Origin of the sequence: Ensifer sp. YR511 (assembly GCF_900103045.1) — a bacterium.
GTDB classification, from domain to species: Bacteria; Pseudomonadota; Alphaproteobacteria; order Rhizobiales; family Rhizobiaceae; genus Ensifer; species Ensifer adhaerens.
In genome coordinates this window covers 55347-71303 of record NZ_FNGR01000029.1, presented here as the reverse complement: position 1 = coordinate 71303, position 15957 = coordinate 55347, and the positions used below count along the sequence as shown (strand labels likewise).

The window sequence follows — 15957 nt, the reverse complement described above, 5'->3', positions numbered from 1 at the left end:
CGTCGCTTTAAACATCGCATGGAACACGTCTATGCATCCAGCCTCAATTAAGCATTGTTTGCTCGGAGAGGAGACAGTTCATGCCTACAATTGGCAAGTCGCCCGCCGGCCTCCGCACAAGCATGCTGGCTTTGGCCTTCGCCCTCACTGGTAGCGTGGGTACTCGTGCTGGCCCTGGCGGCCTGATTTCAAGACCTCGGAAAATCTGAACTGGTTCGATGAAAACCCGGACTGAAATTACGACGGATCTTCGACAACTGGGCGTTCGAACGGGCGATCTTGTGATGGTTCACGCCTCCTTGAAAGCCGTTGGTGCTGTCAAAGGCGGGCCGACGGCCATTGTCGGCGCACTTCTCGATGCGATTGGATCATCGGGCACCCTTATGGGCTATGCCTCATGGGACCGCTCACCCTACGAGGAAACTTTGAATGGCGTCCGGATGGCTGATGAAGCGCGTCGTACTTGGCCGCCGTTCGATCCCGCAACCGCTCGCACCTATCCGGGTTTCGGCCTGCTCAACCAGTTTCTTGTTGAAGCGCCCGGCGCACGCCGTAGCGCTCATCCCGACGCATCTATGGTTGCGGTTGGGCCACTTTCCGAGACGTTGATCGAGCCTCATCGGCTTGGCCAGGCCTTGGGAAATGGCTCGCCAATCCAACGATTTGTCGAACTAAGGGGAAAAGTGCTCTTGCTGGGCGCCCCTTTGAACTCCGTTACCGCTCTCCACTATGCGGAAGCCATCGCCGACATTCCCGGCAAGCGGCGCGTGACTTACGAGATGCCGCTTCTTGGTCCGAATGGTGAAACGGTATGGGAGACCGCCGAAGACTTTGACACCAACGGCATCCTTGATCGTTTTGCGGTCGCGGGCCAGGCCGACGCGGTCGAAACGATTGCGAATGCCTACGTTGCCACTAGCCGGCACCGGAGCGGGACGGTCGGAGATGCGTTCTGCCACCTCTTCGACGCGCGGGACATCGTGTCGTTTGGTGTAGCATATCTCGAAAGCCGATTTGGCAAGGGTGCGTAGGCACCGCGAAACGGATCCACGAATACGGCGGTGGTCGCGGTGCCGCTCAGACGGACAAAGTGGTGTACCAGGCGGCGGCCGCGAAAGCGAACAAAGCCGGTTCGCGCGAACTGTCCGCCCGATCCGCGATTGCGCAAGTCAGGTTCTTCTTCCGTGCAGCAGCCATTCCCTACCTCGCCATGGAGCGTCCCTTATGGTGCCATGAGGACCGTCTCGTACCAGCTGGCGCCAGCCAGTGGCAGGCCTCCCAGTCCATAACGATGCGGGCCGCCCCATTCGGACGGAAGACTTGGTCCTATCCGGTCGGCGTCGAATGTCAGCGACGGCTCAAGCGCCGCTGCTGAGATATTCCGCGGCAGCCCGCGGAGGCGCGAGAGATCCATCCATCCGGCTTTCGCCGGCGCGTTGCCCGAAGGTCCGGAGATTGGTGACCGCGCTGGCGACGGCGCGGAACGCACAGAGACCCATGTAAATTACACCTGCCCAGAGACTTCAGGTGTTACGAACGTAACATCCACGCCGTGACGCGTTTGGTATCATACAATCGGGAAAGTAGTTCCTTGAACACTCGGTTGTCTTGCAACTTATGCCTTTCGACAACGCGACTTGTTAACTGATCGCTTCCTGCATCAAAAAGCAAAATCGCAACGGAGGATGCCATGATGAAGCTATTGCTCGTGCTCATTGCCCTGACGTCATTCGTGCCTGCGACGGCAGCTGCACAATGCAACCCGGCGGTACAGCAGTGCCGTTGAGGCACTGCTCCAAACTGTGATTTACCACCATGCCGAACCTTGTCGCGCTGCTCTTCGGAGCGGCGATAGTCCTGTTTTATTCTTACGGGCGCTTCAACCGTGTCACCTACGAGGGCGGGCGGCAGATGGAGCGGCTTGTCAACCTGTTGTCGCCCGACAAGCTTCGGGCGCGGCGCATCGTCATGCACGCCTACGCATGCTACGCGCTCATACTTCTGATCATTTACTTCTTCCTCTGCGCCTACGCGGAACTCCTCCCAATGCTCGGTGGCCCGGATCTTTCGATCGGTGCGAGCAAGCTTCCCGTTCCTTCCGTCGATGCCCCGGTAGCGATCACCACAGGCTTCACCCCGGGCAGCAACAGTGCTGCAAGCACCTGGATGCAGCCTCTGTCCACCATCGTCGTTCCGTCGGTCGTGCGGGACTTCGATATCGGCATCGACGCATCGGTCTCGCTTGCCATCGCGCTGATCATGGTCGGTCTGGCACCCAGTTTCCCGCTTCTGGGAAGCTTCGAGGACTGGATGCGAAGTGCTGCCCACCGCCTGGCGGGTATTCCCACCCGCGTCATCGGCGCCAGTGAAGATCTGCGCCGGAAGGACCTCGCGATCTCGGCCGACAGCGCGTCATCCCTCGAAAAGAACACCCTCCTCATTCCGCGCAGCAATTGGGAGCGTATTGATCATTATCAGGCGGCCGCGAAGGATCAGTTGAGCGAACCCGAGGACTTTCGTCTCGATCTGGAACTGATCTTCTCCGTCTCTGCCTGGATCCTCGACCGCAAGCTGAAGCTCGCCAACGCCCCCGTGCGGGAGCGTTTTCAGAAACTTGAGGAAGAGCTCAGCAAGCGACGGGATCAGTTGGTCGTGGATCTGGACGAGAGGTCGGGCTACGGGTCAGGCGCGGCGAAGGAAGCGCCTGTCAGCAACGGAGCCGCCGATGCAAGCCTCGGCGAACGCAAGAGGGCGACCTGGGAGCGATTGGCGTCGGATGCCGACGACCTTGCAGACGATCTTTGCATCCTGCTCGCGCTCTATGTCGAGCACGAGATCATCGTCGTCTCGCCGGCGACGGCAGACGAGGCGGCGGCACATCAGCAAGTCGTTGCCCGGAAAAAGCTCGAGCAGTTCCTCGGCGCCCTGTTGCACCCCCATTTAAGCGCTGGCTATCGCAGATCCTACGCGACGTTGACTGCGCTCTGGGCCCTCGGCACCGTGCTCTTCGTCAGCCTCTTTTGGAGCCTGCTACCCGGTCGGTTTGAAAGCGAGCTCGTATGGGGTAGCCCCGTCAATGTCTATTCTCGCACGCTGACCTACATCTTCTACGCGTTCAACAACTACTGCATCCCGATGATTGTGACGCTCGCGCTTCGCGACGCAGGCATGCAGTCGCGTCGTTGGCGGAACATGCGCGAGGCGCATTGGACCTCGTGGTTGCCGCAAGCCGTGCTCGTCGTTTTCGTGTCCTGGGCCGTCGCCGCCGTATTCGTCATGGGGCTGCAGCTCTGGAAAACCGGCCTCGACACAGGTTGGGCCGCCGGCGATCAAGGCCTCTCGCTGTTCCTGCAGCTTTCGTTCGAATACAACGCGCCGACGGCCGTTCGCGGCGCCGTACTTGCCCTGATCGTGGCGTTCCTGCTCGATGCATGGTTGGCTCGGGCACTGTCACTCTCGCTGCAGCCGACGTATCTCTCAAGCCTGATCTGGGCGGTCGGCGCATCGGTTGTCATGGCCGTCTGCGGAGGGGCGACCCGTTACCTGACATCATGGGCAACAAAGCCCGCAACCACTCTGAGCCTCGACGCAATCGATAGAGGTCTCGTCGTCTACTCGGCGATGTTCTCGGCGTTCATCGGCTTCGTCGTCGTGTTTTGCGTCACGGCTGCTCTTCTCAACCAACGCGGCGGCGCCGAGCGCTTCCGTTCGGGAAAGACGCCCGCACGCGTGGCGCCAAGACCAACACCCGCGGAGTAGCCGATGCGCCCACTGCTCGCCAAATTCGTCGTCGCCGCACTCGTCCCAGCGCATGTCCTCTCTTACACTGCGCGTGCTGAGGCGCTTGACAGCGGTGAGATTAGGATTGGGGTGCGCGAAGATGCGCGACCCTTCATCTGGCGGGACCAGGACACCAAAGGCTATCTCGGCTTCTTTTGGGATATCTGCACCGAGGCCGTCCAGCGTGCGGGATATCATTTTAGCGAAGAGGGCGTGGACGCAAAGAAACGAGCCGCGTTCCTGAAAACAGGCGACGGCGACTACGACCTGCTTTGCGATCCGACGACGATCACGCTCAAGCGGATGCAGAACTTCGCCTACAACGGGCAGGCACCCTATCTTGCGTTCTCGCCCATCGTCTTCGTGGCGAACGGCTCATACGTCAAGGCGCATCTCGATCCACGTTCGTCAGAGGCAGCCGGAGACCTTCCCAAAGACGCACCGCCCAAACCGACCTGCACGGACGTGTTCAATTGGCTGAAACAGGCAAAGGGCGAAGATCCGAAGACGAGAAGATGGTCGTCGGTGCCCGCGAACCAAGCCACCCCGCCCAGTACCACCCAACCTGCAGCAACCGCCGGAAACGGCCTTCTCGGCTGGCTGGAACAGAAGTTTGATTTCACTCTCCAGCAGCCCACGAAGGAAAACACCGAGAAGAAGAGAACCTTTGAGATCTGGGGCTACGTCAAGGGATCTACGATCGGCGACACGCTGAAAACCAATGCGGCGCACCTGACGCAGGACAACTGGATGATCTGCCCGCGAGAAATCGACTCGCATTCCGAGGCGGCGGAGGAATTTTGTAACGGTCGGCTGGCCCGCTATTTCGGGGATGTCGATATCATCAAGGCCGCACTTGCCGACTATGGCGAACGTACCGGTACCCGTTGTGCTGCCGACACCACACCGACCACGGAAGGCACCTACGAGCCCTACGCCCTCGTGGTCTCATCTCGCCGTTTCCCCGATTTCCCCGAGCGCATCACACTTGCGCTTTACGGCATGTTCGAGGACGGAACCGTCGAGCGGCTGTTCTCAGGTCATTTTCCCGGGACGCAAAAGTCTCAACATCTCGCCACCCTGTTCCGGATCAACAGCATTCCGGCGGGCAGCGACATGACTGAGAAGCCTGGGTCTGCTGCCGGTGCGCAGCAAGATCCGGTGCATTTGCCCGAGGTTTCGCAAAGCATTTCGAAGACGGACCGCTAGCCGGCGCCGACGACACCATATGTGGGCCAGGATCCGTAAACTCAAGATTATGGACGAGGCGACCGGCGTCACGGTCACTGGGACTACCACCGATCGTCTATTCTCCCTCGGCAGCGTGACCGCAAGCCCGCAAGGGCCTAGAACGTGCCTTGCTGCTCGCTTACCGGCAGGCAGTGCACGATTGCTGGCAATGCTGGTCGGTGAGGATACGTGAAGCGGATTGGACCATGGCAGTAGATCACGGGCACCACCTGGCGATCTTCTTGTTGCGGCGCATTCTCGAGTGGGCTATCAGGCTAGGGCCCCCTGAAAGTTGCTCGGTCCCAAACGCTTCGGCACGGACGTCCGGCTCCACAAAACCGATGACGGTGCAATGCGGTTGCGAATATGCAGTGGTCGCCCTGACCTCAGGCTCAGGTGAAATCCATTCCAGCTTCGGCTTCACTAGCGGCCAGACGAAAATGCACGGCAAAACCTCCTCGTCTTGCCGTGCATCTTCCCGTCCAGCCCCATGAACCAGGCGTGTAGGTGTTTTCAAACGGTCGCGACCTGGGCAGCCTGAGCCGCGATCACATTGGGCGCCACTGGGCGCTGCCTCCGAACCGGGACATTGAAAAGCGGAGCGAGATTTCTGGGCTTGTAGACTTGCTGGGCGCGCGCCGACGGATCGTCGTCCGGAGAAAAGGAAACTGTCTGCCCATAGCGCGCGATCACGCTTTCATGAAGGGATTCGTTGATCGTGCGTTGGGCAATGCCCTGTCCATCGCGCGGCCGGTAAAGCGTTTCGTAGTAATCCACCCTGAACGGCTTCTCGCAGATTTGCCGGAATGTCGGCGTCAACCGGTCCTTGAGCGACCAGCCTGCACGCGAGTCGTGATGCGGGGCGCTGACGTCGAGTCCTTTCGGGAGCATCGTCCAGTCGATTACAAGCCCGCAGACCTGCGCTTTTTCCGCCATCCAGACCAGCGGGATATCGGCCAGAGAACGGTCGACATACCCTCCGCCAACGTCTCCATGGCTGCCTGCGAACCAGACCTGCTCTATCGTGCAATTGGCCGGGACGTCGCCTGTCCAGAGCGTCGGCACGAACTCGTCTCGCGACTCATCGATGGCCATCGCGTGGTAGGCGTGGCGCGTTATCTTTGAGGCCGTGGTATTGTGGAATCCATATTCCCTGGAGTTGAAGCCACTGAAAATGTGGCTGGGAACGCCGAGCGCGCCGACCGTGTCCCAGACCCCGAGCATCGTGACTTCGACATCCAGGTGCGCATCCGTCGAATATCTATCAACGAAATCCTTCGGCGACCGGTCCTCGGTGGTTCTGTAATACTGCCAGGCGTTGCGCAGATCCCCGAGCCGCTGCCGTCTGAGAAGTCCGCATGAGGCGATCAGCCCCGCCAGGCTGCGCGCGGAAAAGGCGCCACGCGAGAAACCGAACAGATAGATCTCGTCGCCTGAAACATAGTTCTGAGCGAGGAACATGTATCCGGAGCGGATGTTCTCATCCACGCCAGTGCCGATCGCGCCATCCAAAAGGCGTTGAATTTGCAGGCCGGACGATCCGATACCACGCAGGTACAGGACAGATTGCGGAATACCGCCTCTTTCGTCCTGGCAAGCGCGAATGGCCCTCGCGATCCGCGCGACATTCGTTTCGGAACGGGCACTATCGGCGTCGTTCCAGGTTCCGTCGAAACAAACAACTAAGCGTTTCATCTCTTTTTTTTCCTTTATGGCCCTGATGTGCGTTTCCCTGTTGTCTTGGCGTGAGCAGCCGCGGTTCTCACCCGGCCGGCGCTTCAAGCCCGCCCCGAAGGGCGCGGACCCATTTTTCAACCTTGCCCATCACGCCCCAGCCGCTGATCGCGGCAAAGACAGGGAAGGCGGCCGTTACAAGCTCGCTGCCGAGCCCTCCGCCAGCATGCGTCGCCGCCGCTGTGGCGCCCGCGTTCGCCGCCCCCTCGATCAAGGGTGCAGCGATCGCCGTGACCGGCGCCAGCTGCGGAAAGAAGATTGGCAGAAGGGTCGTGGCGAGCATGCCGATGGCACCTATCGCGGTCTTGCGGCCGTCGAGCGCATTCCCGAGCGTCTTTCCGAGCGCACCGTTGACCGGCGTCAGGTCAGGGTCGCTGACCGATGCGAGCGGGTCCGGTTTCGCGCCATTCAGGACAACGCCATTGATCGTCGGTTGGGTGACAAGTGCCCGCAAGACATCGACCAGCCAGGTCATGTCGCCCTGGTTGGCGGGCTTGTGTCCGCGCGACATCGCAGCGAGCGCGAGGATCTGTTGCAGCAATTGTGCGGGGTTCGCCTCGGTCGTCGCCGGAGCCGGTGCCGGCTGCGTGATAACAGGCATGGTCGTTTCCTCCTGTGGGACATCGTCCTGATCGACGAGCAAGTAGTAAAAAGTCTCCTGTCCATGCTTCTTCAGCAGACCGTCTACGAGGGTCTTGAATTCGTTCCACTGATGCGGTGGGACCGTCTGGCAACCGAGGCTGGAGGTGGACGTGACGCCGCCGCGGTGGAGATTGATCCAGAAGCGGCCATCCTGCGAATCCGTATCCTCACCGGTTTCATCGCGAATGACCGTGCAGTCGCTGTCCTGCCGGAAGGCGGGATAGGGTCCGTTCTTGCGCCCAAACCCGTGTAGACCGGGTCTGTACCGGATCGCCTGGCGTGGCTTCAGCCGCGCGATACCGCGACCGAAACGGCTGGGGTCCGTATTGGCGTTGAAGTTGTGGACACCGCTCGGCTCGACGATGAAGATCGCGTCGTCGTAGACGCCGCGATCGTTTGCGCTCTCCTTGCCCATCGAGTTGAGGTAGTAGCCGCGCACGGCGACCAATGTCACAGCGTCATCACGCCCCTCTTCCGGGATGAGGTTTCTAAACTCCTGAAGCACGGTGTTCGTGAGCGCGGCGGATTGCTTGGGCCGGTTGAGCGGGAGAAGCTGCGAGATCGGATTGGCCAGCAGTTCTTCGGTGGTCTGTTCTTCTTCCGAGTTCGGGGCACCCCCGAGGAGCGTCTCGATCTGGTCGGCGGTGAAGATTTCGTCCGGGCCGCCCCTGCTCTCCAGAACGCGGATCTTCGGGCTGCCATACTCTCCCTTTGAAAACATCGCTGCTTCACGCTCGCGACGCGCGACCAAGCCGTCGAGCACCTTGCCGTTGCTCTTGTTCCAGCGCGCAAATTCGGCGGCGGCGCCAACAGCGTCTCCGGCATTGAGCTTCTGCGTCAAGCCTGCCTTCGATATCGCGCCCGTATTGAAGTGCCACGACACAAGGGCATCGAACTGATGCTGCGCCAGCGGGGTCCTGACGGCTGCCTGAACCTGCGCCTCGAACTTGGCAAGATCGGTGCGGAAGATGTTGATCGCCTCCGTCAGGGTGATCGTCAGACCGGAGCGGGGAACAGGTGGACCGGCCGCCGCCGTATGTCCGGCGCCGACCGTCATGGTTCCTGTGCCATCGTTGTAGGCTGATAGGACGATTGCCTCTTCGGCGAGCATGGCGCATATGCCGCGTACACTTGTCTTCACGGAAGCCTCCCATCGTTTTTGTAGCGCGCAGTTGCCCGCTAGTTCTGCCGCAGCTGATGGTCGGTTTACTGTGCGTTCAAGTTGGCACGGTCACGCCGCGCGGGACCTGCCAATCGCCCAGACCAACGCCAGGGCATGTCAAACCGCCGTCGGGCTCTGCTTCACATTGGGACAGAGCCGTCAGATGGTCGTCGGGTTTCGTATGCAACACTATGGAAAAGATCCACCTCGTTGAAAATTCAACGAGAAACGTTCACTTTGGTGATAAAACAAGGATATCCGTCGGATTTTCGAACGAAAATCCATGAAATTTAGTATCGGACATAGCCTTTGACTGAGTTTATTCAGCCAGCCTTCCGATACTTTACATGACGATTGGTGACGAACCTGTTCCAAATGTAACAGTTAAAGCCAAAATGGCTGATTATAATGTTTAAGGATATACGCGATAGCTCGATTTTAGAGCGGGGGCAGCCATGAGCGCCATAGTATATGCCATCGCAAGCATCCCACTGGCTGTGCTGCTTGCCCTGATCCTCAAACATCTGAAGATTGGCGAGAGCACCACCTTCATCGCGCTGCTTCTGCTCCCGCTCGGGGTCTGGGGCATCGCGTCTGGGACGATCAGCGAGTTGTCCGCGGGCGGTGTCGCACTGACGTTTCGCGAGGCTGCTAAATCCGAAGTCAAGCTATTGCCCCTTACGGATGTCGTCGAAAATTTCCAATCGATAGAGAAGGAGGGCGTCGCAGCGATCGAGGGCTTGACGCGCACCCTCACGCCGGGGCGACCGATAGCACTTGTCCTCCATCTCGGCCGCCCAGGTTACTACGCCCCGTCGGCCGTCGTCCTCTACCTTCAGGCACTGTCGAGCTTTGATCCGGAATTGACGTTGGTGGTCACGGACCCGGATGGGAAATTCGCCGCGGCCGCCGACGGCCGAGCGGTGATCAGCTACCTGTCGGGCCAGAACGGTTCTGAGACCCAGGCACGATTCCGCGAGGCGCTCGACGCGCCCGACGCCGGCAAACTTCTTGAGCTACCAGGGTTTACGAAGGAAGCGATCACAGCCGACGCGACGAACGCCGAAGCGCTCACAAAGATGGATCAGCTGGCACGCAAAACGCTGGTTGCCCTGGACCCCGAGGGCCGCCCCAAGGGGTTGGCCAAGCGGGATGCAATCGTCACGTATCTTCTGGTTCAACTGACGACCGATACCGCCAAGACCCCTTGAAGTCACCTACGACCAGCCGGCTCAAAAGATCGGAGATCAGCGTCCTGCCGTCCCGGTGCATCGCCGTGATCTCGCTCGACGTTCCGATCGTCACCTCGGACTGCCCCGGACGTAACTTCTGAGGGTCCGGATCACGTCGTCGAAGCTGGAAAACGGGCAGTCCGGACGGACCCGGCACACAGGTTTTGCATGCCCAAAAATGCGGGAAGCGGACCGGTGTCCCGCTCCGCTTCGCTTACCTGACAGGGACTCGAACCCGGTGGCACCACAAAATCATTGCCATAAGAGCCAGGAAACACAATCATACAACGAAAATCGGCGTCAGGCCATCCTTAGACGCTACGCGTCAGATTGTTCTGGTCGACGAGCGGCCAGGATGGCGTCACCTTCCAGCCACGGATCCCCGGTCCCTCGATCAGGTTTTCGCGGAACACCCAAAGGTGCGGATCCTCGTCGCCGAACGCGACGACCGAAACCAGGCGGATGCCCATCGTGGCCATCGAAATCCGGTTCTCCGCCACCAGCACCTGGTGACCGATGAAGCCCCAGATGCGGATGCCCTGTGCAAAATACCTGCTGAAATTCGGCCGGGTCGACAGTGCCATCTCGTTGCCCCGGATGCGCAGGGTATCGACATTCCCGACAAGCACACCGTAACCGGCATAGGCTTGTGCGTAGGGCGCCATCAACTCCATGCGGTTGTCGTCGATCGACACCGATCTGGCCCGCACATTCGCGTTGCGCATGTGGCTGACCGCCACCCGCACCCCCACCTGGAAGGCGCGGATCGCATTGCCCCGGATCGCGACATTGTCCATCCGCCGTCCACCGCAGACGATGCCCTGCGCCCCCAGGCTGACCGAGTTTTCCTCAAGCCCCTTCAGCCAGTTCTGGACCGATCCCAGCCCGGCGCGGAGCTCGGCATCCTCCAATACCTTCTTCGCCAGGCCGTAGCTCAGCCCCAGAAGTTCGTCTGCATTTGCGATCTTGGCAGCCGAGCCGCTGCGGGAAATGAGCGTCGTCCAATCCTTCTGGCTGAAGGCACTGTCGAAGGCGACGACCTGCCCGTTCGCCTCGACCACGACCTGTCGCTCAGCACCCGATCTCGCATCGAAGCGCTGCACGACCGGGTCGCTCGAAACGAGGAGCGTGGTGCGCACCTTCGTATTGTCCAGCCCCTCACCATGGGTGCCGAACGAGTCCCCAAGCCGCTTCAACTGCTTGCGAAACACCGGCATCCGGTCGGGGTTCTCTGCCACGGAGGCGACGAGCCCCTGCGCCCAGCGACCGAACGTTTCCTGGTTCTTGAGGTCCGCCGCGGCGGGCGGGTTTGTAGCGACCAGCGCGTCCCAGTCCTTCTGCGGCACTGGACTGTCGAAGGTCATGCGCCATTCCTTGACGCCAATCTCCTTGAAGCCGGTGCCCCGGCCGACATAGCCCTTCACGGGGCGGGTGATGAAGCTGTTTGCGGTCGCGGCTCGCCAGACCTTGTCGGAAAGGAACGCCTTGATGTTGAGCGAGCCCTTGCCCGGCTTGGCGGTCAGGATGTTGCCGGACACATCGACGTCGACGGCATCGGTCACGACGATCCCCTCCTGAAGGTTGCCGACCGTCAGACTGTTGTTGGTGATCCGAACCGATTGCGTGACCCTCAAGCTCTTCAGCGTCTCGCTGTAGCCGCGGACCGTCAGGCAGGTTCGCTCGGTCGAGGTGCCGCCGCCGCAACTCAGCGTGCAGCCATGCACTTCAACCGCGTCGCAGTGACCGAAGTCCAGCGTGCCCTGACGGTGGATCTTCCGACCGGGATCGACCGCGCTGTTGCTGTCGGGCGTTGCGAATTCAAGCCCGCTGACCACAACGCTGGCGCAGGCTGCAAAGGCGATGGCCGCCTCCGTCCGATAGGCCAGAATCTGGACAGTCCCGGGCCCGGCGCCGCTAATGCGGATATGACCAAGACCGGTCATCTCAACGGTGCGCCCTGTGGTGTAGGTGCCCCTGGCAAAACAGATCGAGGCATTCTCGCCCGGCTGCAGCCCCTCCAGCCGCGCCGCCCAGTCCTCACCCGGCTGGATGACGATCGTGGTGCAGCCGACATGCTGGAGCCCCGCCAAAGCCTCGATAGCCTTCTGTACCGTATTGGCGAGCGCAAGTGCGGGCGTATTGGTCGGGTTGAAACTGACGTGGGTCGCACGCGCGAGTGTCGCGTTGAAGCTGATAGGCGCATGGGTCGGTGTTCCGGCGGCATCCAGCCGCTGGGCAAAGACGCGCTGCACCCGGTTCGTGCCATCAAGGCTAAAGGTCACCGACGCCACGCCGGTGCCATCGGTGGTGGCCTCTTGGGTTGGCATGCCGTTACCAAACTGCCCGGCCCCCTCCGCAACGGTGAAACGGATCGTCTCTCCCTGGACCGGTTTATGGCCGCGCACCACCGCGACGGAAAGCTCCTTTGGTAGAGGTACCAAGGCGGCCGCATTCAGGGGATCGTCCAGGGCCTCCTGCCCGTCGCCGCCGGCGTAGAGCACCTGCTTGGCGCGGGTAATCGGCGGGAAAAGCGGGCGGCAATCCTCGGTCACGGTCCAGGCGCCGGCACCGTCGAGCACGAGCCAGGCGAGCGCCGCATAGTTGCGGCGCGGTCCTTCTGCAGGTTTCGGCAACGGTTCGCCGGTGACCGGATTGCGTGGCCATTCCACATCTCCGGACACGGCGCGCGCCGGAATTGTCCAGTGATCGCCGGGTTGATACTGACCGGCCCCGAAGCGGATCTGGACACCATTCTCCAGATCTGCCCAATCGGCCGCGGCATCGTCGACCTGCGCCGGAAGCCCGCCTTCCCAACGGGTGACGAATGCCTCCGCCGGAAGCTTGTCTGTGTCCGGGAGACCGTTGTTGAGGAGTGGCGCAAGCGTGAGCGGATCGCGCAGTTCGGCAAGCGAGACGCGTTGGCCGACCACCTCGTCGATCCGGGCGAAGAAGCCAGGCGCCTCCCCATAGATCGCCGCCTGATCGCGGATCTCGATCCAGTCGCCCGCCTTCAACGCGGTCATCTCATCACGGCCGATGCTGTCCACCACCAAGACGCCTGCGTCGATCTCGCGGTATCGCGTGCGGTGAATGGCATTCTCGCGCGACCATTTGTAGAACGCCGCCGCCTCGTCGCCAGCCAGATGGATCTCGACGCGGAAGAGAAAATTTTCGAGACTGCGGTAGCCCGCGGCGGGCGGCAGGTTGCAGGGGCCGGCGCTGAGGTCGGAAAGTTCCGCCCGCGCGCGCATCTCGCCCCGCGCACGGTTGGCAAGGACGGGGTCGAACCCCTTTGACAGCGCCGGGCAGGTCAAGTCGGAAGCCTGGTATCCAAGCGCCAGGAGCGCCGCGCGCGCGACCAGCTGGACTTGCCAGATGGTCCGCTCACGATAGGCCGTATCCGGCCCGTCGAAAGCCACCTCGCGCAGCAGCGGTTCATCGAGTGCGGTCACGATCAGATCTGTGGACTTGAGCACGGCCAGGTAGTCGCCGGCCACCGCCGGAAGCGGCGTGCCTGCCCCATATGGTTGCCGCTGGACTGTTGCCGGCCGGAAGGCGCGGGTCACGGTATCACCAAGGGCTGGCGTGGTACGGAAGGTCCGCACGCCGTTCGCATCCTCAGCGAAGTTGCGCACCTTGACGAAAACGCTCAGGCCCGCCGGGTCAGTGCTCAGCACGTCGTCGTCAGCCAGCTCCCCGCCATCGTCGAGCCGCCAGACCGCATTGCCGCCGGTGCCCGACTGACGGGTCAGCGAAAAGCCAAAAGGCCAGCGCAGCACATGGCCCACACCTGCCACGTATCCGGTACCAGGGGTGATCATCAGCGTTCCGGTCCCGGCATCCGGGATCAGTCCGAAGCCCGCATCGTCCTCCGGAAAGCCGGCGGGGCCGATGATATCGGCCGCCGTCTCCCGATCCGAGGCGCGCAGGATGTCGCCCTGTTCGTTCCAGTCGGCATCGGTGAACAGGCGGCCCTGCTGCATCCCCACAAGGCTGAAATCCTTGACAGGATCGAAGGTCTTTCTCGAAATATCGCCGGTCATGGCAGGCCTCCTAACTCATATAAATGAAGCCCGGAACAAGGCCGAATGGCGCAAATTCCTCGATGGCATCGCGGATGTTGGCGCGGCGGGCGGGGTCGCGGTTGGCGTAGCCCGCTCCCATCTCCATGCCATCCTCGGCCCCTTCGAGGATGGCCTGTGGCGTGCGCAGGCTTAAGAGCCCGAATTCGGGATCCTGAAAACGGGTCGAGACGAAGACCGGCCGCGGCTTGGGGTCGTCGCTCGCACGCGGCACGCAGCGGTAGCGGCGCGGCAAGACCGAGGTCTCGTCGACATAGCAGAACCGGACGCAGCCGCTCTGCCGGTGCTCGACGGTGATCCGCCCAGTGAGGATGCTGTTTTCCGCCTGCAGGCTGCGGCAGGTGGTGCGGCCAAGGACGGTACTGCCGCTGCAGCTCATGTCCATGAGCGGCACGCGCAGCACCAAGGCGCCAGCCCCTGCCCCGCCGCCACCGGCGGTCTGATCCTCCCCGATGATCGACCGGGTGATCTCGATCGCGCCTGTCGCCTGCGGTAGCTCCACCTTGCCGACAATGCAGCGGTCGAGGACCAGGCTCATCCTGGCGTTCTCGGTGGTGGCACGCACCGAATAGTCCAGCGCCGCGCCCGAGGCGCCGATCGTGCAATTGTAAAGCCGGAGAGCCCCCAGATCGCCTCCAGGCCGGGCGGTGAGATTGCCGGTGATCACCAATCCGTCGATCACCAGCGAACCGGCCGGGTCGTCGCCCGCATCCGCCGCCTCGATCATCGCCGGCGCCAGAACAAGAGGCCGCCGGTGCATCGGCGACAATTGGCCCGCAAAGCGGCGACGCACCCCGCCCGGCTCCTCCACCACCGGCCAGGCGGCAGCCACAATCGCCAGCGTTGCGCCTTTCGGCAACGTGATTGCATGGGTGGCGTTCAACGCCTCGACATAGGTGGCGTTGTCCATCACCGCGATGATCCCGCGCGAGCCCGCGGTGGCCTGGGCATTCCAGCGGTCGACCGCATCGCGCAGGCTCGCGACCACCGGCCCACCCTGAAGCGGGTTGTCGGTCACATGGCCCGCCACCTTCGTCACACCGATCTGCCAGGGCGGCGCCTCGCCGGGCACTACGAGATCGGGCAGCCATTTCTCAAGGCTCGACCGCCGGTCATAGGCGCCGCCGCCGATATCGAAGGGCTGCCCGGTGGCAAAACCGGTCTCGACCGCCTTGCCCTCGTCCGAAGCGTGCAGCGAGATCCGGCCGAGCTCAGGGTCGACCATCACCGTGCCAGCCACGGCCGGCCGCCGCCAGGTGCCGTTTTCGGCCTTTTCCAGATTGCAGCAGAAGAGCTTTTCAGGCGACACCTCCGCGCCGTCCAGACGCACTCGAAACGGCGGGCTTTCCTCAAACCAGCGGCCCGGAGTGGCGCCGTCTGCGCGGGCAGCGTTGAGCGCGGCGAAGACCTCATCACGGGACAATGTCGCAGGCACGGTGCGCGCGGTCATCCGCGCACCCACGCTCAGGTCGGCCGCCGGGCGGTTGACCAACGGCAGGTCGCGTCCCAGCGGATCAAAGGTCAAAAGCCCCGGATCCGGTGCATCGGGACGCGGAACGGCCCCGCCCAGATACCCTGCGGCTGGATTTTCCACAGGCCAGATCGGTGCCGCCGCGCGCCGCCAAATGAACAGCCCCAGATGCGGAATATTGTAGCGCCCGGCATAGGCGCCCGGCTGCCCGGCGGCCGGCGAATGCGCCATCGTTGAGAACGGCGACCGGCTGGCGCGGCAGCGCGCGGTGTTGCGCAGGTCGGCAAAGCCCGGTGCAGCCGGTCGCACATGGTTCATATGCTGCGAGGTCGCAAGCCTCTGGAAGAATTCGACCGCCACCACCGACCATCCGGACACTTCGCGCGCCACCTGCTCGATCGCCGCGGCGGTGCCTTTTGCCTGCCGGTTGCGCAGCACATTGGCGACGTATCCGCGCAGAAGCCCTATCTGGTCGGACCCGATCTCGCGCATCGGCCGGGCGCCGATCAGCGCAGCGATGTAGGGCAGTGCCCACGGCTCGCAGGTCTCGACGAACCAGTCGTCGTAGAGCTGGTCTATGTCGCGCTCCAGGATGACCAGCTCCTGTGCCATGATCTCCATCAG

General features: G+C 62.2%; 9 protein-coding genes. 4 read left to right on the top strand and 5 right to left on the bottom strand.

The genetic code is table 11. The annotated features are described in order from the left end of the window. Nucleotides 1-218 precede the first annotated feature (218 nt). The 3 genes from aac(3) (at nt 219) to BLU15_RS30845 (ending at nt 4989) form a co-directional block, all read left to right on the top strand. Nucleotides 219-1031: an aminoglycoside 3-N-acetyltransferase gene (aac(3), locus tag BLU15_RS30855; RefSeq protein ID WP_034799972.1), complete on the top strand. Its 813-nt coding sequence runs from the start codon at nt 219-221 to the stop codon at nt 1029-1031. Between the two features lie 784 nt (nt 1032-1815). Then, nucleotides 1816-3759 carry a hypothetical protein gene (locus BLU15_RS30850; protein WP_090300689.1) on the top strand — a complete coding sequence of 648 codons (1944 nt, stop codon included), beginning with the start codon at nt 1816-1818 and terminating at the stop codon, nt 3757-3759. A 3-nt stretch (nt 3760-3762) separates the two neighbouring features. Continuing rightward, nucleotides 3763-4989 carry a transporter substrate-binding domain-containing protein gene (locus BLU15_RS30845; protein WP_090300684.1) on the top strand — a complete coding sequence of 409 codons (1227 nt, stop codon included), beginning with the start codon at nt 3763-3765 and terminating at the stop codon, nt 4987-4989. A 534-nt stretch (nt 4990-5523) separates the two neighbouring features. Here the strand turns inward: BLU15_RS30845 and BLU15_RS30840 are convergent. Together BLU15_RS30840 and BLU15_RS30835 are read right to left on the bottom strand one after the other, a co-directional pair. Then, nucleotides 5524-6705 carry a DUF2235 domain-containing protein gene (locus BLU15_RS30840; protein ID WP_090300682.1) on the bottom strand — a complete coding sequence of 394 codons (1182 nt, stop codon included), beginning with the start codon at nt 6703-6705 and terminating at the stop codon, nt 5524-5526. 67 nt (nt 6706-6772) lie between these two features. After that, a complete protein-coding gene (locus BLU15_RS30835) occupies nt 6773-8527 on the bottom strand; it encodes a lysozyme (RefSeq protein WP_090300680.1) in 1755 nt (584 codons plus the stop codon). A gap of 476 nt (nt 8528-9003) precedes the next feature. Here BLU15_RS30835 and BLU15_RS30830 point away from each other — a divergent pair, with 476 nt between their 5' ends. Then, nucleotides 9004-9759 (top strand): hypothetical protein, encoded by a 756-nt coding sequence (locus BLU15_RS30830; RefSeq protein ID WP_060643924.1) that lies wholly within the window; start codon nt 9004-9006, stop codon nt 9757-9759. On the opposite strand, the gene BLU15_RS41005 is transcribed toward BLU15_RS30830, so the two are convergent. The 3 genes from BLU15_RS41005 to BLU15_RS30815 form a co-directional block, all read right to left on the bottom strand. Then, a complete protein-coding gene (locus BLU15_RS41005; protein WP_090300678.1) occupies nt 9710-9937 on the bottom strand; it encodes an enoyl ACP reductase FabMG family protein in 228 nt (75 codons plus the stop codon). The two genes, BLU15_RS30830 and BLU15_RS41005, sit on opposite strands and share 50 nt — an antisense overlap. Nucleotides 9938-10091: 154 nt before the next feature. Then, nucleotides 10092-13823 (bottom strand): DUF6519 domain-containing protein, encoded by a 3732-nt coding sequence (locus BLU15_RS30820; protein ID WP_090300676.1) that lies wholly within the window; start codon nt 13821-13823, stop codon nt 10092-10094. A gap of 10 nt (nt 13824-13833) precedes the next feature. Continuing rightward, on the bottom strand, nt 13834-15945 hold the full coding sequence (locus BLU15_RS30815) for a hypothetical protein (protein ID WP_143034296.1): 2112 nt from the start codon (nt 15943-15945) through the stop codon (nt 13834-13836). Between the last annotated feature and the right edge of the window lie 12 nt (nt 15946-15957).

What these genes read in the sequence shown, in the direction of transcription:
- BLU15_RS30850 (WP_090300689.1), top strand. Translation starts at nt 1,816, where the DNA reads ATGCCGAACCTTGTCGCGCTGCTCTTCGGAGCGGCGATAGTCCTGTTT.
- BLU15_RS30845 (WP_090300684.1), top strand. Translation starts at nt 3,763, where the DNA reads ATGCGCCCACTGCTCGCCAAATTCGTCGTCGCCGCACTCGTCCCAGCG.
- BLU15_RS30840 (WP_090300682.1), bottom strand. Translation starts at nt 6,705, where the DNA reads ATGAAACGCTTAGTTGTTTGTTTCGACGGAACCTGGAACGACGCCGAT.
- BLU15_RS30830 (WP_060643924.1), top strand. Translation starts at nt 9,004, where the DNA reads ATGAGCGCCATAGTATATGCCATCGCAAGCATCCCACTGGCTGTGCTG.
- BLU15_RS30820 (WP_090300676.1), bottom strand. Translation starts at nt 13,823, where the DNA reads ATGACCGGCGATATTTCGAGAAAGACCTTCGATCCTGTCAAGGATTTC.
- BLU15_RS30815 (WP_143034296.1), bottom strand. Translation starts at nt 15,945, where the DNA reads ATGGCACAGGAGCTGGTCATCCTGGAGCGCGACATAGACCAGCTCTAC.